Source organism: Azospirillum halopraeferens DSM 3675, from assembly GCF_000429625.1.
GTDB lineage: Bacteria > Pseudomonadota > Alphaproteobacteria > Azospirillales > Azospirillaceae > Azospirillum > Azospirillum halopraeferens.
The window spans coordinates 198,930-218,753 of the sequence record NZ_AUCF01000010.1 but is presented as its reverse complement, the minus strand read 5'-3'; the positions used below and the strand labels follow the sequence as shown (position 1 = coordinate 218,753).

Annotated in this window: 19 protein-coding genes and 2 tRNA genes; 6 read left to right on the top strand and 15 right to left on the bottom strand. The window is 70.2% G+C overall.

Annotated features, from left to right (window positions below):
* Positions 1 to 452 (top strand): ribulose-phosphate 3-epimerase (locus G472_RS0111700; RefSeq protein WP_029008557.1); only part of this gene is annotated, 452 nt, incomplete at its 5' end.
* A gap of 89 nt (positions 453 to 541) precedes the next feature.
* Here the strand turns inward: G472_RS0111700 and clpX are convergent.
* The 5 genes from clpX to G472_RS0111675 form a co-directional block, all read right to left on the bottom strand.
* Positions 542 to 1,804, bottom strand: a complete 1,263-nt coding sequence (clpX, locus tag G472_RS0111695) for an ATP-dependent Clp protease ATP-binding subunit ClpX (protein ID WP_029008556.1) — start codon at positions 1,802 to 1,804, stop codon at positions 542 to 544.
* Between the two features lie 245 nt (positions 1,805 to 2,049).
* A complete protein-coding gene (gene clpP, locus G472_RS0111690) occupies positions 2,050 to 2,679 on the bottom strand; it encodes an ATP-dependent Clp endopeptidase proteolytic subunit ClpP (RefSeq protein WP_029008555.1) in 630 nt (209 codons plus the stop codon).
* Positions 2,680 to 2,835: 156 nt separating this feature from the next.
* Positions 2,836 to 4,179 carry a trigger factor gene (gene tig / locus G472_RS0111685; RefSeq protein WP_029008554.1) on the bottom strand — a complete coding sequence of 448 codons (1,344 nt, stop codon included), beginning with the start codon at positions 4,177 to 4,179 and terminating at the stop codon, positions 2,836 to 2,838.
* A 90-nt stretch (positions 4,180 to 4,269) separates the two neighbouring features.
* Positions 4,270 to 4,354: transfer RNA gene (locus tag G472_RS0111680), tRNA-Leu, on the bottom strand.
* 148 nt (positions 4,355 to 4,502) lie between these two features.
* Positions 4,503 to 6,026, bottom strand: coding sequence for a malonyl-CoA decarboxylase (locus G472_RS0111675; protein ID WP_425387983.1), 1,524 nt, complete (start codon positions 6,024 to 6,026; stop codon positions 4,503 to 4,505).
* A 503-nt stretch (positions 6,027 to 6,529) separates the two neighbouring features.
* Between G472_RS0111675 and G472_RS0111670 the strand changes: the two genes are divergently transcribed.
* On the top strand, positions 6,530 to 6,718 hold the full coding sequence (locus G472_RS0111670) for a hypothetical protein (RefSeq protein WP_029008552.1): 189 nt from the start codon (positions 6,530 to 6,532) through the stop codon (positions 6,716 to 6,718).
* 84 nt (positions 6,719 to 6,802) lie between these two features.
* A complete protein-coding gene (locus tag G472_RS38795) occupies positions 6,803 to 7,210 on the top strand; it encodes a hypothetical protein (RefSeq protein WP_156927083.1) in 408 nt (135 codons plus the stop codon).
* A 19-nt stretch (positions 7,211 to 7,229) separates the two neighbouring features.
* Here G472_RS38795 and G472_RS0111660 read toward each other — a convergent pair whose 3' ends face one another.
* Positions 7,230 to 8,720, bottom strand: a complete 1,491-nt coding sequence (locus tag G472_RS0111660; RefSeq protein WP_029008551.1) for a bifunctional ADP-dependent NAD(P)H-hydrate dehydratase/NAD(P)H-hydrate epimerase — start codon at positions 8,718 to 8,720, stop codon at positions 7,230 to 7,232.
* A gap of 178 nt (positions 8,721 to 8,898) precedes the next feature.
* Positions 8,899 to 8,974: transfer RNA gene (locus G472_RS0111655), tRNA-His, on the bottom strand.
* 312 nt (positions 8,975 to 9,286) lie between these two features.
* Here G472_RS0111655 and G472_RS0111650 point away from each other — a divergent pair.
* Both G472_RS0111650 and glnA read left to right on the top strand, forming a co-directional pair.
* Positions 9,287 to 9,625 (top strand): P-II family nitrogen regulator, encoded by a 339-nt coding sequence (locus G472_RS0111650; RefSeq protein ID WP_029008550.1) that lies wholly within the window; start codon positions 9,287 to 9,289, stop codon positions 9,623 to 9,625.
* 256 nt (positions 9,626 to 9,881) lie between these two features.
* Positions 9,882 to 11,291, top strand: a complete 1,410-nt coding sequence (gene glnA / locus G472_RS0111645; RefSeq protein WP_029008549.1) for a type I glutamate--ammonia ligase — start codon at positions 9,882 to 9,884, stop codon at positions 11,289 to 11,291.
* An 87-nt stretch (positions 11,292 to 11,378) separates the two neighbouring features.
* On the opposite strand, the gene G472_RS0111640 is transcribed toward glnA, so the two are convergent.
* The 3 genes from G472_RS0111640 to G472_RS0111630 form a co-directional block, all read right to left on the bottom strand.
* On the bottom strand, positions 11,379 to 11,816 hold the full coding sequence (locus tag G472_RS0111640) for a DUF4383 domain-containing protein (RefSeq protein ID WP_029008548.1): 438 nt from the start codon (positions 11,814 to 11,816) through the stop codon (positions 11,379 to 11,381).
* Between the two features lie 73 nt (positions 11,817 to 11,889).
* Positions 11,890 to 12,534 (bottom strand): ATP-binding cassette domain-containing protein, encoded by a 645-nt coding sequence (locus G472_RS32630; protein ID WP_035692037.1) that lies wholly within the window; start codon positions 12,532 to 12,534, stop codon positions 11,890 to 11,892.
* On the bottom strand, positions 12,531 to 14,219 hold the full coding sequence (locus tag G472_RS0111630) for an ABC transporter permease (protein WP_029008547.1): 1,689 nt from the start codon (positions 14,217 to 14,219) through the stop codon (positions 12,531 to 12,533). The genes G472_RS32630 and G472_RS0111630 overlap by 4 nt, the downstream gene beginning before the upstream one ends.
* 107 nt (positions 14,220 to 14,326) lie before the next feature.
* Here G472_RS0111630 and G472_RS0111625 point away from each other — a divergent pair, with 107 nt between their 5' ends.
* Positions 14,327 to 15,382 carry a radical SAM family protein gene (locus G472_RS0111625; RefSeq protein ID WP_035692035.1) on the top strand — a complete coding sequence of 352 codons (1,056 nt, stop codon included), beginning with the start codon at positions 14,327 to 14,329 and terminating at the stop codon, positions 15,380 to 15,382.
* Here the strand turns inward: G472_RS0111625 and G472_RS0111620 are convergent.
* From G472_RS0111620 to G472_RS0111600, 5 genes are all read right to left on the bottom strand, one after another.
* Positions 15,367 to 16,587 carry an ABC transporter substrate-binding protein gene (locus G472_RS0111620; protein ID WP_029008545.1) on the bottom strand — a complete coding sequence of 407 codons (1,221 nt, stop codon included), beginning with the start codon at positions 16,585 to 16,587 and terminating at the stop codon, positions 15,367 to 15,369. The two genes, G472_RS0111625 and G472_RS0111620, sit on opposite strands and share 16 nt — an antisense overlap.
* Positions 16,588 to 16,670: 83 nt before the next feature.
* Complete coding sequence (locus tag G472_RS0111615; RefSeq protein ID WP_029008544.1) at positions 16,671 to 17,288, bottom strand: TIGR04282 family arsenosugar biosynthesis glycosyltransferase; 618 nt, start codon at positions 17,286 to 17,288, stop codon at positions 16,671 to 16,673.
* The gene (locus tag G472_RS0111610) at positions 17,285 to 17,971 is read right to left on the bottom strand and encodes a TIGR04283 family arsenosugar biosynthesis glycosyltransferase (RefSeq protein ID WP_029008543.1); all 687 of its coding nucleotides are present in this window, start codon (positions 17,969 to 17,971) and stop codon (positions 17,285 to 17,287) included. Before G472_RS0111610 ends, G472_RS0111615 begins: the two co-directional genes overlap by 4 nt.
* 103 nt (positions 17,972 to 18,074) lie before the next feature.
* Positions 18,075 to 19,103: an OmpA family protein gene (locus G472_RS0111605; RefSeq protein WP_029008542.1), complete on the bottom strand. Its 1,029-nt coding sequence runs from the start codon at positions 19,101 to 19,103 to the stop codon at positions 18,075 to 18,077.
* A 398-nt stretch (positions 19,104 to 19,501) separates the two neighbouring features.
* The gene (locus G472_RS0111600; protein WP_029008541.1) at positions 19,502 to 19,714 is read right to left on the bottom strand and encodes a hypothetical protein; all 213 of its coding nucleotides are present in this window, start codon (positions 19,712 to 19,714) and stop codon (positions 19,502 to 19,504) included.
* Positions 19,715 to 19,824: the final 110 nt, after the last annotated feature.

Here is a 19,824-nt window from a genome sequence, read left to right as displayed (position 1 = left end):
TGATCGCGCCGGTGGACCCGTACGTGCCCGACTTCGTCAGGGCCGGCGCCGACATCGTCACCGTCCACGCCGAGGCCGGGCCGCACCTGCACCGCACCATCCAGCTCATCAAGAGCCTGGGGGCGAAGGCCGGCGTCTCGCTCAACCCCTCCACCCCCCTGTCGGCCCTGGATTACGTCCTGGACGACCTGGACCTGGTGCTGATCATGACGGTCAACCCCGGCTTCGGCGGTCAGAGCTTCATCGCCAACCAGTTGCCCAAGATTCGCGAGCTGCGCCGGCGCATCGACGCCCTGGGCCGGCCCATAGACCTCCAGGTCGACGGCGGAATCAACCCCGAAACCGCCCGCCTCGCCATCGACGCCGGCGCCGATGTGCTGGTCGCCGGCACCGCCACCTTCACCGGCGGACCGGAGAAGTACGCGGAGAACATCGCCCGCCTGCGGGGATAGCGGCGGGCACGCCGGCCGTCGGCAACTCACAAAAAAAGGGGCGCCGGAAGCGCCCCTTTTTCGGTGTGACCGCCTTCGGTGCACGGGGGCTATGCCCCCGGCGCCTCGCTGCGGCGTTCGGAATGGACGTAGAGGGGTTGGGCGCGGCCCTCCACCACTTCCTTGTTGATGACGATGCTCTCCACCCCGTTGAGGCCGGGCAGGTCGAACATCGGGTCGAGCAGGATCGCCTCCATGATCGAGCGCAGGCCGCGGGCGCCGGTCTTGCGGGCGATCGCCTTGGCGGCGATGTTCTTCAGCGCGTCTTCGGAGAAGTCGAGGCGCACGTCCTCCATTTCGAACAGGCGCTGGTACTGCTTGACCAGGGCGTTCTTCGGCTTGGTCAGGATCTCCACCAGCGCCCCCTCGTCCAGGTCGGCCAGCGTGGCGACCACCGGCAGACGGCCGACGAACTCGGGGATCAGGCCGAACTTCAGCAGGTCCTCGGGTTCCACCTGGCGCAGGATGTCACCGGTGGACCGCTCCTCCGGGCTGCGCACGTCGGCACCGAAGCCGATGGACGTGCCCTTGCCGCGCTGGGCGATGATCTTCTCCAGGCCGGCGAAGGCGCCGCCACAGATGAAGAGGATATTGGTGGTGTCGACCTGCAGGAACTCCTGCTGCGGGTGCTTGCGCCCGCCCTGGGGCGGCACCGAGGCCACGGTGCCTTCCATGATCTTCAGCAGGGCCTGCTGCACGCCCTCGCCCGACACGTCGCGGGTGATCGACGGGTTGTCCGACTTGCGGGAGATCTTGTCGACCTCGTCGATGTAGACGATGCCGCGCTGCGCCCGCTCGACGTTGTAGTCGGCGGCCTGGAGCAGCTTGAGGATGATGTTCTCGACGTCCTCGCCGACGTAGCCCGCTTCGGTCAGCGTGGTGGCGTCGGCCATGGTGAACGGCACGTCGATGATGCGCGCCAGCGTCTGGGCCAGCAGGGTCTTGCCGCAGCCGGTCGGGCCGATCAGCAGGATGTTGGACTTCGCCAGCTCGACGTCGTTGTGCTTGGTGCCGTGCGCCAGACGCTTGTAGTGGTTGTGCACGGCCACCGACAGGACACGCTTCGCATGGTCCTGGCCGATGACGTAATCGTCGAGCACGGTGTGGATGTCGCGCGGTGTCGGCACCCCGTCCCGGGACTTCACGAGGGTGGTCTTGTTCTCCTCGCGAATGATGTCCATGCACAGTTCGACGCATTCATCGCAGATGAACACCGTCGGACCGGCGATCAGCTTGCGGACCTCGTGCTGGCTCTTGCCGCAGAACGAGCAGTAGAGCGTATTCTTCGAATCGCCGCTGCTGGACTTGGTCATCGGTACTCCGTCATGCTCCCGGGGGACCAGCCTGGTGTTCTCAATCCTTCGACGGGCCGAGCGACGTCCCCCGACGCCATCATTCCGTTCGTCCCCGGAACCCCCCGCGTTCCGCGGGGAAATTCCTTGCCACGACCACCGTAGCGCGCCGCAACCCTGCAATTCAACACCCGGCGCGCCGCCGTGTTCAACATTTTGTTCGAGCCGAACCCGGCCGGGTCCCGTTGCGGACCGGCCGGAACCGCTCAGCTCCCGCTGTCGGCACCGCGCGGCCGGCTCTCCACCACCTCGTCGATCAGACCGAACGTCTTGGCCTCTTCGGGCGACATGAAGGTGTCGCGCTCCATGTTCGCCTCGATCTCCTCCAGGCTCCGGCCGGTATGCCGGACGAAGATCTGGTTCAGGCGGTCGCGCAGCTTCAGGATCTCGCGCGCCTGGATCTCGATGTCCGCCGCCTGTCCCTGGGCGCCGCCCGAGGGCTGGTGGATCATGATGCGGCTGTTGGGCAGCGAGAATCGCTTGCCCTCCGCCCCGGCGGCCAGCAGCAGCGCGCCCATGGACGCGGCCTGGCCGATGCACACGGTGGACACCTGCGGGCGGATGTACTGCATGGTGTCGTAGATCGCCAGACCGGCCGACACGTAGCCGCCCGGGGAGTTGATGTACAAGGAAATGTCCTTGTTCGGGTTTTCCGATTCCAGGAACAGCAACTGCGCGCAGATCAGGCTGGCGACCGCATCGTTGACGCCACCGATCAGGAAGATGATCCGCTCCTTCAGCAGGCGCGAGTAGATGTCGTAAGCGCGCTCGCCCCGATTGGTTTGTTCGATCACCATCGGGACGAGAGCGTTCATCCGGGGCTCAAAATTGTTCATGATTTTCTGACCCTGACTCTCAAGCCTTGCTCGGCGGAACCCACCGGAATGGGCATTCCAGCAATATAGGAACGATCGGGGCAAACGCCACGCCGCGCCGCCGCGGGAGCGGCGGAAACGGCCGCATGGCCGCCCCGACCGCCCCTCGACCCGGCGTCAGGCCGCCTGCGTCTCGCCCGCGTCCTCGTCCGGATCGCGCAGCAGCTCCTCGACGGACACCGTGCGCTCGTTGACCGTCGCCAGCTCCAGGATAAAGTCGACGACCTTGTCCTCGAACAGGGGCGCGCGCAGGTTCTCGACGGCCTGCGGGTTCTTCTGGAAGAACTCGAATACCTGGCGCTCCTGGCCCGGCCAGCGGCGGGCCTCGGCGATCAGGGCGCGGTTCAGCTCGTCCTGGGAGATCTGGACGTCGTTGCGGCGCCCCACCTCGGACAGCAGCAGGCCCAGACGGACACGGCGCTCCGCGATGGCGCGGTACTCCGCCCGCAGCTCCTCCTCGGGCTTGTCCTGGTCCTCGCCGGCGTTGCCGTTCTTCAGCTCCTGCTGCAGGCGCTGCCAGATGGCCTCGAACTCGATCTCGACCATACCCGGCGGCACGTCAAAGGAGTGGCTCTCGGCCAGCTTGTCGAGGAGCTGGCGCTTGACCCGCTGACGCGACACGGCGGCGTAGTCGCTCTTCAGCTTGTCGCGCACCGACTCCTTCAGCTTGTCCAGGCTCTCGACGCCGAACTCCTTGGCCAGTTCGTCATCGACGGTGGCCGGGACCTTGGCGCGGATCTCCTTCACGTCCACCTCGAAGACCGCTTCCTTGCCGGCCAGCTCGGTGGCCTGGTAGTCCTCGGGGAAGCGGACGGTGACCGTGCGGTGTTCACCGGCCGCGGCGCCGACGAGCTGGTCCTCGTAGCCGGGGATGAACTGGTTGGAGCCCAGCTCCAGCTCGAAGTCCTTCGCGTCCATGCCGGGACGGGCTTCGCCGTCGACGGTGCCGGCGAAGTCGATGATCACCACATCGCCGTTGGCGGCCGGACGATCCTCGGTGAGCGGGGCGGTGGTCGAGCGGGCGCCGGCGATGCGCTGGAGCATCTCGTCGACGCGGGTGTCGTCCACCTCGGCGACCGGCTTCTCCAGCTCCAGGCCGGACAGGTCGCCGGGCTCGACGTCGGGCAGCAGCTCGAGGCTCATGGAGTACGCGAGGTCACCGCCCTCCTCGTACTTGTCGAGCTCGATCTTCGGCTGCAGGGCGACGCGCAGGCCACGCTCGCTGATCGCCTGCCGGGAGCTGTCGGCGACGGCGTCCTCGAGCACCTCGCGCAGCACGGAGCCGCCATAGCGCTGGCGGACCACCGACACCGGCACCTTGCCAGGGCGGAAGCCGGGAAGCTGCACCTGGCGGCGCACCTCCTCCAGCTTGAGGTTGACCTTCTCGTCGATGTCCTTGGCGGAAACGACGACCTTGAACTCGCGCTTCAGGCCGTCGGCGCTGGTTTCGGTAATCTGCATTGGAGCGAAAGCCTGTCTCGTTGTCGGCCCGGCGGCGCCCCCTGGGAGCGGCCCGGCACCGCGTTCTGCGATCGGTTCAAAGCTCTGCCTTGGTGCGGGCGAAGGGACTCGAACCCCCACGACCGAAGTCACCGGAACCTAAATCCGGCGCGTCTACCAGTTCCGCCACGCCCGCAACGGCAAAGGCGGCACGTGCCGGGTGCATGCGCCCCGGCCCGACCGCCAGCGTAGAGGGGTCTATAGCATAACGGCCCCCGGGCAAACACACAAAATGGTCCCGGGCGCGGGGTGCCGGCCGCATCGCCGCGGCGCGGGGCGTCCCGTCAGGCGCCGCGGGTGAGCGAGCGCAGGGAGGACGAGGCGTTCACCTTTCCCTCCCCGCGGTAGGCTTCGTGGTTGGCGTCGATCTCGTTCAGCCGGTAGCGGTAGTTGATCATCAGGCCGCAGGACTGTGCGATGCCCTTGGCCGAGCGGTCGCCCAGCCAGTTCAGCCGCTCCATCCGGGCCCCGTTGGACAGGTGGAAATGGGCGACCGGGTCGCGGGCCCGCGGCGTCCCGCCGCTGCCGCCGGATGCCCGGGCGTTGAGCAGATACCGGGCACCCAGCCGCATCAGCGGCGCCCGCAGCGCCTTGCACAGCCCCTCGTCGTCGGGCCAGTCGGGGCGCGCCAGGGCCGACTCCAGAATGCCGGGCCCGGCCTCCGCCGGCCCGCTCATCACCAGATGCTCCGCCACCCGCTCGCGCTCCGCGGGCGGCAGCAGGTCGTCGCCACGCGCGGCCAGTTCGCCGTCCAGCCAGCGGCGGAAGCCGGGGATCGGCGACAGGGTCGCGAACGTCTTCAGGTTGGGAAACTCCGCCGCCAGCCCGTCGGCGACCCGCTTGATCAGGAAATTGCCGAAGCTGATGCCGGCCAGACCCTTTTGGGCGTTGGAGATGGAGTAGAAGATGGCGCTGTCCGCCGCCCCCGGATCGCAGACCGGGGCAGAGGGGTCGAGCAGCGCCTGCACGTTGTCCGACATGCCCTGGACCAGCGCCACCTCGACGAAGATCAACGGCTCGTTGGGCATGCGGGGATGGAAGAAGGCGAAGCAGCGACGGTCGGAATCGAGCCGGTCCTTCAGGTCCTGCCAGCTCCGGATCTCGTGCACCGCCTCGTAGGCGATCAGCTTCTCCAGCAGCGACGCCGGGCTGTCCCAGGTGATGCGCCGCATCTCCAGGAAACCCACGTCGAACCAATGCCGCAGCAGGCTCTTCAGATCATCCTCCAGCGCCTGCAACAGGGGCTCGCGCGCGGCCATGCCCAGCAGTTCGGCGCGCAGGTCGACCAGGAACTTCACCCCCTCGGGAAGGCCGTTGAACTGGGTCAGCAGGTTCAGGCGCGGCGGCTCCAGGGCGCGGCGCAGCGCCCGCTCGGCGCGGCCGCGCTCCACCGGATCGGCGTCGGCCCGGTGGAATGCCTCCACCGCCTCGTCGACCGCCGCACGGTCGACGTCGAAGTCGCGCGCCAGGATCATCAGGAAGTTGCGCCGGCCCTCCGCGTCGAGCGCCAGATAGGTGCGGCCGAGCTGGGCGGCGCGGGCGCGGGCCGACACCTCGCCGCCGCGCGTCTCCAGGCACGCCTGCATCTGCGCCTTCAGCCGGTCCGCATCCTCCCGCGGCAGGTTGGCCCGCGGCGCGGCGCCTACGGCCTCGCGCGCCGAGGCGGCGATGTCGCGCCAGCGCGCCCACAGGTTCTCCAGCGCCCGGTCGATCAGGCCCGGCTCCGCCGCTTCGGCCCCGGCCGGCGGCGGTGCCGGAAGCGGTTCGCCGGCCGATGCGGTCCGCGGCGTTTCCAGTGAGCCGGACACGGAACCCTCCTCGGTCGTCGGGGTATCGTTCATGACGTGAATCTGCCCGCCGCGGCGACGTCCGGCAAGCAGGATCGGCATGTCCCGGCGGCGGGGCGCCCCGCCGTCCCGGTCATAGGCGCTTCGCCGAGGTTGGGGCACCGCTATCCGACCTTAGGACCGGGGGAGGCGGCCGGGGATACGTATTTCATTTGCGCGCGATGCTTTGTGAGCAGGATCCCGTCATACTTCAGCATGATCTTCCGGAACTTGACCGGTTCGGTGCGAAGAGGCGATTCTTCGGACATAGGTCATAAGGTGCGGACCGTCCGGTCAGGCTGCTATCACTCGGCTAAGTAGATACTGCGTTGCGATGAATGTTCGCGGGCGTGTCCGGGGATTAGAATGCCCCCGTCCGCCGAAGATAGCAGGGATGCTGGAAGCGATCCGGATGAACCGGCTGCGGGTCGCCGCGGCCGGGTGAAACGGGGTCAACCCCGACGACGATCAAGGGAGACAGCGCCATGACGAGCGAACACACCCTGACGCCCGCCCGACCCTACGCTGCCCGGACGCAGGTGGAGCACCTGCTCGACGACCCGATCGTGGATCTGCTGCTGGCCCGCGACGGCCTGACCCGCGCGGACGTGCTCCGCGTCATCCGGACGGCGCGGGAAGGGTTGCGTCAGCACCCCATGGACCGCGCCGCCTGACCGTCGGGCCGCCGTCGCCCCCCCGCACACCTCATCCCCCGCACCTGCGGACCGCGGCCGCCCCGCCGCGGAAGGAGCCTTGCCGTGCGCTTGCACACCGATCCGAACTCGTTCTCCATCACCGCGTTGCTCGCCGATCAGGTAACGCTCGTCGCCCGTCACGAAGGGTTGCCGCCGGGGGCGGCGCGCCTGCTGCTGGACCAGCTCATGGCGGGCACCGGCGGGCACCGGCGCCTGTTGCGGATCATCGAACGTGCCTGGCGGACCGAGCGCAACCCCGCCGAGGCGGCGAAGCTCGCCGTCATCCACGGCCACACCGCCGCCTGGCTGGTCGACGGCGGCGCCGATGACGGGGAGCGGGAGCCCCAACCGCCAACTCTGCGCAGCGACCCGCGGACCACCGGGCCGGAGCGCCGCCCCCGCCCCGCCGCCCGCGCCCCGCGCTGGTGCCGGACGGCGTCGTCGGGAACGGGCGTCCTTCCTGGACGCTGAATCCCGGCCCTGCCCGGCGTCAGGCCGGGTCGGCCGGACCGTCCAGCCGGCGCAGCACCGCCGGCACGGCGTCGGGCAGATCGTCCGCGATCAGCCCGGGGCCGAAGGCGGCGGCGGCCTCGCCGTGCAGCCACACCGCGGCGCAGGCGGCATGGAACGTCTCCATCCCCTGCGCCACCAACCCCAGCACCAGGCCCGCCAGCACGTCGCCCGACCCGGCGGTGGCCAGGGTGGGCGGCGCATTGGCGTTGATCACCGCCCGCCCGTCGGGCGACGCGATCACCGTATCGGGCCCCTTCAGCACCACCATCGCACCGCACCGCGCCGCCGCCGCGCGGGCGCGCGTCACCTTGTCCCCGGACAGGCCGAACAGGCGGGTGAACTCCCCTTCGTGGGGGGTGAGCACGCACCGTTCGTCCAGCCGGTCCAGCAGGTCGTCGGGCGTGTCCTCGAAAACGTTCAGCGCATCGGCGTCGAGCACGCAGGCCTTTTCCGCCGCCAGGGCGGCCAGCACCCGCTCCCGCGTCGCCGGCCCGGTTCCGGCGCCGGGGCCCAGCAGCACGGCGTTGCGCCGCGGGTCCTTCAGCAACGCCGCGAAAGCCGCATCATCCTCCACCGGCTGCACCAGCAGGCCGGCGGTGGCGGCGGCGTAGATGGCGAAGGCCTCCGGCGGGCAGGCGACGCTGACCAGCCCGGCCCCGGCCCGCAGCGCCGCCCGCGCCGCCAGACGCGCCGCGCCGGTCATCCGTCCGCCACCCAGCACGAGCGCGTGGCCGCGCGCGTACTTGTGCGCGTCGAGGCGCGGCCGCGGGAAGGCGGCCCGCCACAGCTCCGGCCCGTTCTCCCACTGGCGCGGCCGGATCTCGTCGAGCACGGCGGCGGGGATGCCGATATCGGCGACCACGGTCTCACCGCACAGCAGGCGGCCGGGCAGCAGCCGGTGGGCCGGCTTGGCGCGGAAGAAGGTGACGGTCAGCGCCGCCTGCGGCGCCACACCGGGGTCGTCGTCGCCGAGCACCGCGCCGGTGTCGCCCAGCACGCCGCTGGGCACGTCGACAGCGACGACCGTCAGGCCCGCCGCGTTCATCGCCTGGACCAGGTCGCGCGCCACACCCTCCAGCGGTCGCGACAAACCGGCGCCGAACAGCGCGTCCACCACCAGAGGCCCGCCCTCCAGCAGCGCCGGAGCGGCCGCCACCACCGGGCCCGTCCAGCGCGCCGCCGCCGCCGCCGCGTCGCCCTTCAGCGCGTCACGGCTGCCCAGCAGCGCCAGCGTCACCGGCCAGCCCGCCTCGCCCAGCAGGCGCGCCGCGACAAACCCGTCGCCGCCGTTGCTGCCGGGGCCGCACAGCACGACGGTGGGGCGCGGCTCCCAGCGGGCCCGGATCGCGCGCGCCACCGCGGCGCCGGCGTTTTCCATCAGTTCCGTTCCCGGCACGCCGCCCGCCATCGCCAGAGCATCGGCGCGGTACATCTGGGCAACCGTCAGCAACGCGCTGCCTGAGGTCATGGTGCGGTTCCCTTATCGCTCGTGTGCGGCCGCCAAGGTGCCGGGCGCCAGCCTGCGGCACGGCCGCGCGGGAATCAAGGCGGCGCAAACACGAGAAACGCCCGCCGCACACCGTCGCACCGATGGCGCGCCGTGCCGAACAACGGACGAAAAACCCAGGGGATGTCGGAAGGGAAACTGGGGCGACGGATGGGACTCGAACCCACGACCACTCGGACCACAACCGAGGGCTCTACCAACTGAGCTACCGTCGCCGCAGGTGGAGGCGTTCTATGCCCCAACGGCCTGCGCCGGTCAAGCGGACTTTGACGGCCGGCTGAAGTTTTTTTTCGGCGGCCGGGACCCGCCCCCGGAGGCCCGGCTTGCACCGCGTGCCTAAATATCGTTCACTCAGCCTCATAAAGCGGCACCACCCTGCCAACTCCTTCGGCACCACCCGTCCGGGGGAGGCGTTCCATCCCGTTCGGGCGCATGCCCGCTTCCTGGCACGATCCGTGCTTATAAGGGGGCGCCGGCGGTGCGCGGACGGTGCCTGCCGGCGTTGGCACCTCGTACACGAGAGACCCATGAAGAAGATCGAAGCCATCATCAAGCCGTTCAAGCTCGACGAAGTGAAGGAGGCGCTTCACGAGGTCGGCATCAAGGGCATCACCGTCACCGAAGCCAAGGGCTTCGGCCGTCAGAAGGGCCACACCGAACTGTACCGGGGCGCGGAGTACGTCGTCGACTTCCTGCCCAAGGTGAAGATCGAGGTGGTGATGGAGGATTCCCTGGTCGAACGGGCGATCGAGGCGATCCAGCAGGCGGCCCACACCGGCCGCATCGGGGACGGCAAGATCTTCGTCACCCCCGTGGAGGAGGTGATCCGGATCCGCACCGGCGAAAAGGGCGCCGACGCGATCTGATCCGCTGCCGACGCACCGTTCCAATCAGCCAAGCCTGCCCGCCATGCCCGTTCCCCAACCGGTACACAGCATCGTCCGCGCCCCGGACGGTGACCTTTGCGAGCCGGGCGCAGCGGTCTCCGACCGCTCCGCTCTGTCGCATTGTGCCGGCCGGAAAGGCGTGACATAACACCGCCGCCAGCGCCGCAGACCCGCCCCGCAAGGCCGGACCGACGTTCGCGGGAACCAAACCTCTCCTAAGCGTGGAAAGTACGACATGTCCGACATCAGCAAGGTCTTCGACCTGATCAAGGAGCACGACGTCAAGTACGTGGACCTCCGCTTCACGGATCCGCGGGGCAAGCTGCAGCACACGGCCCAGCATGTGTGCACGATCGACGAGGACGTCTTCGAGGACGGCATCATGTTCGACGGTTCGTCGATCGCCGGCTGGAAGGTGATCAACGAGTCGGACATGGTGCTGAAGCTCGATCCCTCGACGGCCGTGATGGATCCGTTCGCGGCGCAGCCGACGCTGAACATCATGTGCGACGTGTTCGAGCCGTCGACCGGCCAGCCCTACGAGCGCTGCCCGCGCGGCATCGCCAAGGCGGCCGAGCGCTACATGGCGCAGGCCGGTATCGGCGACACCGCCTTCTTCGGCCCCGAGGCCGAGTTCTTCATCTTCGACGACGTGAAGTTCCAGGTGGACATGCACAAGGTCTCCTACGAGTTCGACTCGGAGGAAGGCCCCTACACGTCCGGCAAGGAGTATGAGGACGGCAACCTGGCCCACCGCCCGTCGGTGAAGGGCGGCTACTTCCCGGTTCCGCCGGTCGATTCCGGCTCCGACCTGCGCGCCGAGATGCTGAGCGTGCTGGCCGAGATGGGCGTCCCGGTCGAGAAGCACCACCACGAGGTGGCGCCGTCGCAGCACGAGCTGGGCATCAAGTTCGACACGCTCGTCAAGACCGCCGACAACATGCAGCTCTACAAGTACGTCGTGCACAACGTCGCGCACGCGTACGGCAAGACCGCGACCTTCATGCCGAAGCCGGTGTTCGGCGACAACGGCTCGGGCATGCACTGCCACCAGTCGATCTGGAAGGAAGGCCAGCCGCTGTTCGCCGGCTCGGGCTACGCCGATCTGTCGGAGATCGCGCTGTACTACATCGGCGGCATCATCAAGCACGCCAAGTCGCTGAACGCCTTCACCAACCCGCTCACCAACAGCTACAAGCGTCTGGTGCCGGGCTATGAGGCGCCGGTGCTGCTGGCCTATTCGGCCCGCAACCGCTCGGCCTCCTGCCGCATCCCCTACGCGACTTCGCCGAAGGGCAAGCGCGTCGAGGTGCGCTTCCCGGATCCGGGTGCCAACCCCTACCTGGCTTTCGCCGCCATGCTGATGGCCGGCCTGGATGGCATCCAGAACAAGATCCACCCCGGCGACGCCATGGACAAGAACCTGTACGACCTCCCGCCGGAGGAACTCGCCCAGGTCCCGACCGTCTGCGGCTCGCTGCGTGAGGCGCTGGAGAACCTGAAGGCCGACAACGCCTACCTGATGAAGGGCGACGTGTTCTCCTCGGACATGATCGAATCCTACATCGATCTGCGCATGGAAGAGGTTCTCGCCTTCGAGACCATGCCGCACCCGATCGAGTACAAGATGTACTACTCGATCTGATGCGGCGGCCCGGTCCCACGGAACCGGGCAGCGTTCAGGGGAGCCTCTCCCGGGAAACCGGGAGAGGCTCTTTCCGTTTTTGGCCGATCACACCCGGGTGGAGTGCGCCTCACGCGCCGTATCGCGTTCGTCGACGAAGAAGCCGACGCCGCCGGCGACGATGGCGATCAGGGCGTGCAACCAGATGTCGTGTCCGTAGAGCGGCACAAGGCCGAACAGGGTGTTGAGGCCGGGGATCAGCCCCATGACGGTCAGCACCGCATAGATGACCGCGGTCGCTTTCAGGAAGAAGCGCGAGCTGTCGATGCCCGAGAAATAGGCGAAAAAGGCCCACAGACCGAAGCCCAGGTGAACCAGGTTGTGCAGCCAGTTCACCGGGAACAGGCCGAACAGAAGTCCGTGCATGCCGTCCATCACCATGTCATGTCCGCCCGCGGGCATGGTGACGAAGGCCGGCACGAAGCCGAGGATGCCGACGGCTGCAAAGACCACGGCAAAAATCAGGGTGGTGTTGCGTGACCACATGGAGCCTCTCCGTGCATGTCGCGTTGCGGTAATGGCCCTACCAACAGCGCTCCGGGTCCGCCGGTCATGCCGCTTATGGGCTAACGCCGTCGATCACCACCACCGGGCCGCCCGTCGCGGCGGCGTCGTCGGGGTCATGGGTCACCAACAGCGTCGGCAAGCCGGCATCACGGGCATGCTCGAACACGAAGGTGCGGATCTGACCGCGCAGAGCCGCATCCAGCTTGCCGAACGGCTCGTCCAGCAGCAGCGCACGCGGACGCGACAGCAGCGTGCGCATCAGCGCCACCCGTGCCCGCTGCCCGCCGGACAGGGTGGCCGGGTCACGCCCGGCGAAGCCGGCCAGGCCGCATTCCTCCAGCGCACGTTCCACCGCCGCCCGCCGCGCCGCCCGGCCGCGGACCTCCGGCGACAGGCCGAACGCCAGGTTCTCACCCACCGACAGGTGGGGGAACAGCAGGTCGTCCTGGAACAGGATGCCGATGCCCCGCCGCTCCGGTGCCAGCCCGGCAAGGTCGCGTCCGTCCAGCAGCACCCGCCCGCGCACGGTGAAGGCGGGGTCCAGGCTGCCGGAGACGCAGGCCAGCAGGCTCGACTTGCCGCAACCGGAGGGGCCCATGATCGTCACCACCTCCCCCGCCGGAACCGTGAGTTCCGGCAGCGCGACGACGGGACGCCCCGCCACCTCCAGCACGATCCCTTCCAGGCGCAGGCTCATCCCGCGTGCATCCCTTTGCGGTTCCGGTGCAGGACGGCCGGCACCGCCAGCGCCAGGACGAAGGCGACCAGCGGCAGCGCACCCTGGGCGAAGGCGTACACCGCGACCACCCGGCGGTCGCCGCCGGCGGCCAGGGCCATCGCCTCGGTCGTCAGGGTGGCGACGCGTCCGCCCCCGGCGAACAGGGTCGGCAGGTACTGGCCGACGCTGACCGCAAAGCCGACCGCGGCGGCGGTGAGCAGGGGTCGCAGCAGCATGGCCAACCGCACCCGCACGAACACGGTGAGCGGGCCGACGCCCAGCCCGCGCGCCGTGCGTTCGTAGCGTTCGTCGAACGACCGCCAGGGGTCGGCAAGCGTCAGGAACACGTACGGCAGCACATACAGCAGATGCACCCACACCACCGCCGCCAGCGTGCCGTCCAGGCCGCCGGCCACCAGGGCAACCTGGACGCCGAACAGGAACCCCACCGCCGGCATCAGCAGCGGCAGGTGGATCATCAGCAGCACCCGATGCGGCGCCGCGGCACGGCCGCGCCGTGCTCCCTCCAGGCAGCCGACCGCCAGGACCAGGGCGAGGCCGGTCGCCAGCCCGGCCACCAGCAGCGTATGGCCCGCCGGCACCGCCAGCTCCGGCCATGCCGCGGCCAGGGTGGCCGTGGACCAGCGGTCCGGCAGCGCGTCGGGAAAGCGCCAGGTCCAGGCCAGCGCCCACACCGCCAGCACTGCCATCGCCCCGACCACCGCCGCCACCGCCAGGGTCATGGCGCCGCCGGTGGCCAGCCGCACGGGACGACCCGGCCCGCCGCGCCGGCCCGCGGCGATCCGCCACCGGCCGGCCGCCACCACCGGGCGCTCCGCCGCCAGCCACAGTGCGATGGACGCGGCGACGATCGCCAACTGAAGGACCGCCCCGGCCGCGGCACGGAACTGCAACGCCAGGTCGGGGTCGGCGAACCAGCGCAGCACCAGCGGTGTCAGCGGCGGCGGCGCGGTGGGCGCAAGCAGCAGCGCCGGCTCCACCGCCGAGAGGGAGTAAGCGAGCACCGCCAGCACCGGCAGCCGCACCTGCCGGTAGACCGGCGGCAGCACCACCAGCAGCCAGGCGGTCACCGGCCCGTACCCCAGGGCCCGCGCCGCCGCCAGCATGGCATCGGCGCGCGTCTGGCCGAGCGCCGCCACGATCACCAGCACCAGGAACGGCACTTCCTTGCACACCAGCGCCAGAATCAGGGCGATGCCTAAGGGGTCCTGGATCAGCGCCACGTCGGGCGGCTGCGTCCACCCCGTGCCCCATGGGAAAACGAGTCGGACCAGCCAGCCCGACGGCGCCACCAGAAAGGCGAAGCCGATGGCGAAGGCCGCGTGCGGCACCGCCAGCAACGGCGGCAGCAGGCGGCGCAGGCGGGCAAACCAGGGGCTGCCATGCCACGCGGCGCAGAAGCCCGCCGCCAGCGCCAGCGACAGCAGCGTCGCCGCGAACGCCGTTGTCACCGTCAGCCGCACGGCCGTCGCCAGCCCCGGCGCCTCCATCAGATCCCGCCAGGCATCCAAACCGGGCCCCACGCCATCCAGCCCCGGATGCACGCCGAAGGCCGGCAGCACGGTGCCCAGCAGCCCCACCAGCACGGGGCCGACGATCACGGCGACGGTCAGCGCCGGGATCAGGCGGTGCGCCGCGCTCATCATCCGCCCCCTTCACGGCGAGTTGACCGGCCGATCCGGGTGCGGCGGTTTCCCCCGCCCCTTCCCGCCCCCACCTTGTGGACCGGGAGCAACGAGGGGAAACCGCCGTGGAATCGATCTACTACGTCCTGTGCTGGGCGTGCCACCGCCGCTGCAAACACTGCTACGAGGATCGCTTCCGCCCCTACACCGGCGCCGCCCTGGAGGCGGTGGTGCGCGAAGCGGAGGAGAACGCGCCGCGCATCATCAGCCACTTCCCCGACACCATGCTGTTCCGTGATGCCGCGGCCGTCGGCCCCGACGGAACCCCGGCGGTGCGGCGAGGCCGCATCATCCTGGCGGGGGGTGACGTGCTGGTGGACCCGGTGCGCGACCGCGTGCTGATGCCCACCCTGTCCCGCCTGCGCGCCCGCTACGCCGACAGCGGCGGCGTGCGGCTGGTGGTGCAGACCACCGGCGACCTGGTGACCGGCCCCATCGTCGAGGACTTGCTGCGCCACGGTGCCGACCATCTCTCCATCTCCGGCCTGGACGACTTCCACACGGGCATGCAGGGCGACCGCAAGGACCGGCTGCGCGCCGACCTGATGGCGCTGTTCGACCGCATGGGCATGGTGCCCGGCGGGGCTGCCGACGGGCCGCCGGGACAGGCCAGCTATTCCTTCTTCGGCGCCACGCCCGACCAATGGATCGGCAAGATCTGGCCGCGCGGCCGCGCCCGGGACAACAGCCTGTCCACCGCCACGCTGGCCGATAACTTCTGCAACCGCTGGTCCGGGGCCCTGGGCTTCCTGCGCCACGGACAGGCCGGATCGGAGGTGGCCGTCGACCCCACCGGCGCCGTCTACCCCTGCTGCCTGAAGACCGCCACGCCCCTGGGGTCCCTGCTGGAAGAACCGCTGACCGCCATCCTCGACAGCCTGGCCGGCCACCCCGCCTTCGAAGCCCTGTCGGCCGGCCGGCCGGATCGCATGGGACTGACCTTCGGCTGGTCGGTGGAGGACTTCGTGCAGGCCAGCAAAACGACGACTCCGGACGGCCGTCCCTTCGCCAACCTGTGCATCGGCTGCGACCGCTTCCACGAGCGGGTGCTGGGGCCGGTGATCGATTCTCTGCGCGAAATCCGCCGCCGCGCCCGCCACGGGGTTCAGCCCGCGGCGTAGCGGCGCTGCCATTCCCGCTCGATCCGCCCCATCCACGACGGGTGCGGCTCGGCCAGCGGAGCGCCCAGCGCTCCCGGCTCCGGTGCCGCGGGATGGCGGGGGACGGCGTCGAACAGGGCGCGGTCCGCCGGGTCGAGGCGGTTCAGGTCGAGCACCGTGTCGGAGCCCCAATGGCGCGGGTCGGCCTTGCGCGCCTGCGCCTCCGGCGTCAGCAGGAAATCGGCGACCACCAGCGCCCCTTCCTTGGCGGTGGCGTTGAAGGGGATGGCCACGAAATTGGCATTGCCGATGGTGCCGCCTGCCAGGGCATAGACCCGCGCGGTGGGCGGCAGGAGGCCGGCCTCGATGGAGCTGGCCGCCTCCAGCGCAGTGAAGGCGAGGGACAGCTCCACCTCGCCGTCGTTCAGCAGCCGGCGCTGGTCCGGACCGCTGGCCGGAAACACCCGCCCGCCCCGCCACAACGTCGGGTGCAACGCGTCCAGGAAGTCCCACAGGGGGGCGGTTACGTCGTCGAATGCGGCGTCGTCGGCCGGCAGCCGAAGGGCTCCGGGATCGGGCGCCAGCTCCAGCAGCGCCTGCTTCAGGAAGGTGGTGCCCAGGAAGTTCGGCGGCTGCGGGTAGGTGAAGCGGCCGGGATTGCTCCGGGCCCGGGCCAGCAGGTCCGGAATGGTGCGGGGCGGATCGGGCAGCGCGGCGGCGTCGTGCACAAAAACGAACTGCGCCATGCCCCAGGGCGCCTCCATCCCGTCCACCGGGACCGTGAAGTCCACCGTCGTCGGCTTGCCGGTGGTGTCGACCAGCCGATAATGGGGCAGCCAGTCGGTGAAGGGCCCGAACAGCAGCCCGTTCGCCTTCATGGCCGCGAAGTTCTCGCCGTTGATCCACATGAGGTCGACGGAGCCGCCGTCGGTGCGGCCCGCCGTCTTCTCCGCCAGCACGCGGGCCACCGTTTCGGCGATGTCGGTGACCTTGACGTGCCGCAACTCGATCCCGTTGCGCTCGCGCACCCGCTCGGCAACCCAGGCGATGTAGGCGTTGGCCGTGGACGACCCGCCCCAGGCGTTGAAATAGACGGTCTGGCCCCGCGCCCGCTCACGAATCGCCTCCCAGTCCGGCGCCGGCATTCCCTGCGCCGCGACCGGCCCCGCACCGGCCAGCACCGCGAGCACGGCGAGTGCCGCGATGCGACGAAACACTCCTGCCATGGCGCCTGCGCTCCCCCGCTGCCGCTCCGTCGCGTCCGGCGAGCATGGCCGGGCCGGAGCCGGTCCGGCAACCCCGCCATTGGTCAAGACTTCGTGACCGGCCGGTCACGCCGCCGCGCCAGCGCCGCGGCGTCATCCACATCGGCCAGCGTGTCGACGAACCCGACCGTAGCCCCGCGTGGCAGCGTGGCCAGCGAGTCGGCCAGCGCGTGGGCGGTGGACCAGCGCACGCCGGCGAACAGACCGGGCGGCGGCGGCGCGCGGCGGCGCGCACCCACCAGCCAATAGCCGCCGTCCTCCGCCGGTCCGAACACATAGGCGCAGCGGCCCAGAACGCGGAAGGCCGCGGCGACACGCCCGGCATCGACGTCCGGGATGTCACTGCCCACCACCACCACCCGTCCCGGCGGCAGGGTGCGCCAGGGCCGGACCATGCGCGCGCCAAGGTCGCCGCCGTCCTGGAGCAGGATGCGCGCCCGCCGCGCCTCCCGCGGCCACCCCCGCCCTCCGGCGGCCCGGTCGGGGGTGACCGCCAGCCACAGGGTCCAGCGCGGATCATGGCCGACCCGCCGCAGCAGGTCGGTCAGGGTGGTGCGGTAGAAGCGCAGGGCCGCCACGTCCCCCACCCCGGCCGCCAGCCGCCGCTTGACCCGCCCCAGCCGCGGCTGACGGGCGAAGATGACGAGGTGATTGCGCATCATCCATACAGGCGCCGGATGACACCCGGCGGCACCCCGGCGAAGTACAGGGCCAGGCACAGGAGGTTGCGGGCCGGACGAAGCCGCCAGCCGTCCCGTTCATAGCGGGCCGCCGACGTGACGGCATCCACCGGCAAGGTGATCAGACGGCTGCGGCCGATGCGGCGGACCAGATCGACGTCCTCCATCAGCGGCAACGGCCGGAAGCCGCCCAGCGCCTCGTAGAAGGCGCGGGCGATCAGCAGTCCCTGGTCACCGTACGGCAGGCCGAGCGCGCGGCTGCGCCAGGCCGCCAGCCGCTCCACCCGGCGCGCCGCCGGCGCGGCGCTGTCGAATCGCAGCCGGAAACAGGCCGCCCGCCGGGCGTTGGCCGGGTCGGCGGTGAAGGCGTCGACGGCCGTCCGCCAGCCCGCCGCCGGCCGGGTGTCGGCGTGCAGGAACAACAGCCACGGCGCCCGCCCGGCACCCGCCCCCGCGGCAAGCTGCGTCCCGCGTCCGCGGGGAGCATGCACCACCGTCGCGCCCGCTGCGGCCGCCACCGCGGCGGTGCCGTCGCGCGAACCGCCATCGGCGACGATCAGCCGCAGGCCCGGTCCCGCCCCGGCCAGGGCGGCGATCAGCGCCGGCAGCGCATCCGCCGCGTCCAGGCAGGGTACGACGACGTCCAGCGGGACGGCGGCGTCCATGGCTCCCCCGGTCGATAAAAAAGGGGCGCCACCCGACGGCGGCGCCCCTGAACCCGTCACCCGACAGCCGTGGGGCACGCACCCCGCGGCAGCCTCGTCCCGATCAGTTCACGCGGATCAGGATCTGCGCACGGCGGTTCGACGGCTCGCGCACGTTCGGACCGGTCGGGACGAGGAGCTGGGTCTCGCCCTTGCCCTCGATGGTGACCATGTTGGTCGGGACGCCCTTGGCGACCAGCGCGCGCTGCACGGCCTGGGCGCGGCGCACCGACAGACGCTGGTTGTAGGTCGGCGACCCCGAGGTGTCGGTGTGGCCGATCACGTGAATGCTGACGGCGCGCACCTGGCCGGCGGCGGCGGCGGCATCGCCGATGATCTTGTCGGACACCGGCGTGATGTCAGCACGGTCCCAATCGAAGAACACCAGGTACTCGGTCTGCGGCGCCTGCTGGACGGCGGGCGTGACCGGCGCCGGGGCCGGGGCCGGGGCGGCCGGGGCGGAGAAGGTGTAGCGCAGGCCGACCATGACGGTGTGGTTGCGGTACTCGCCTTCGATCGTCGTGCCGGCGTCGCTGAACTTCGGATCGAGCGTCGCGAAGTAGCGGTAGTCGGCCGTCAGGGCCAGATTGTTGGTGAAGTTGTAGGCCACACCGGCGATGCCCTGGTAGGCGAACGTCCAGTCATGGTCCTTGAAGCTGCCCGCCGGCGAGTCGAGGTCGAGCTTCACCCGGGCGATACCGGCGCCGACGCCGATGTAGGGGGTGAAGCCGGTGCCCGTCTCGATGTCATAGAGCACGTTGCCCATGAAGGCGAGCGAGCTGATGTCGCCATCCACGCCGAAGGCGCCGGGGCTGATGCCGTTGACCTTGTCGATGTCGTTCGACCAGCGCCAGTTGAACTCCAGTTCGCCGCGCAGGCCCATGGCGCTCTTGTAACCGGCGGACAGCGACACCGCGCCGCCCATGTCGAACTCGACGTCGTCCTCGAACCCCGTGGTGGCTTCACGGAAGTCGGCGTCGCGGGTCCAGTTCAGGCCGCCACCGGCACCGATGTAGAAACCCTCGGCAGCCATCGCACCGGCCGGCAGCATGACCGCCAGCGCAGTGCCCAGCAGAAGTCCACGAATCTTCATTTGTTTGTTCCCCATTGATGACGGCGTTGTCGGGCGTGCGAGCTTTCCACCACCGTGGCACCACGCATACGGTCGACGCCAACCCCGGGTCGAAACGCCGGCAGCCGCAATCCCGGCCGCACCGCTTCGGTCCGCCGCAACCCGTCTTCGGTTGAACGTCCGTTTTGTGAGATACCAGCACAACCCCCGGCCCACAATACCCCTGTGGTCGGAAATCCCGGCCTGTTGCATTTCTGCTGCTTCGGCCGGGGCCGGGATCGCACGGATTGCTTTCGGACACAGCCAGCGCAACCCAAACGAAAATACGCCGGGCAGCGGCAGCCGCACAGCGCAATTCAGACAGCCATGTATCCATAGAGACGAGGCGCGCGGCCGGCGGCAGCGGCCGACTCGCGCGGTTATTGCCCCTCGGGCACCCACTCGAACTCGTGGGGGTCCAGCAGCGTGGTGACGGCCAGTGTCTTCAACGTCAGCGGATCGTCGGCCCGCTTGAGCTGCGCGTGCTGCGTTCCCATCCCATCCTTGCGGATGGCCACGACCTGCCAGACCCCGCCGCCGGGCCCGAGCTTGCGGAACATCTGACCCTCGACGACTTCGCGCTTCCTGCGCATGACCACTCTCCAGAACCCTGCGTGCGGCGAACCGCCGGCAAACTCCGGCGGGACGTCATTGAAACACCATTTGCCCCACCCGTGGCGAGTGTCCGTTTGGGGGCGTGTCC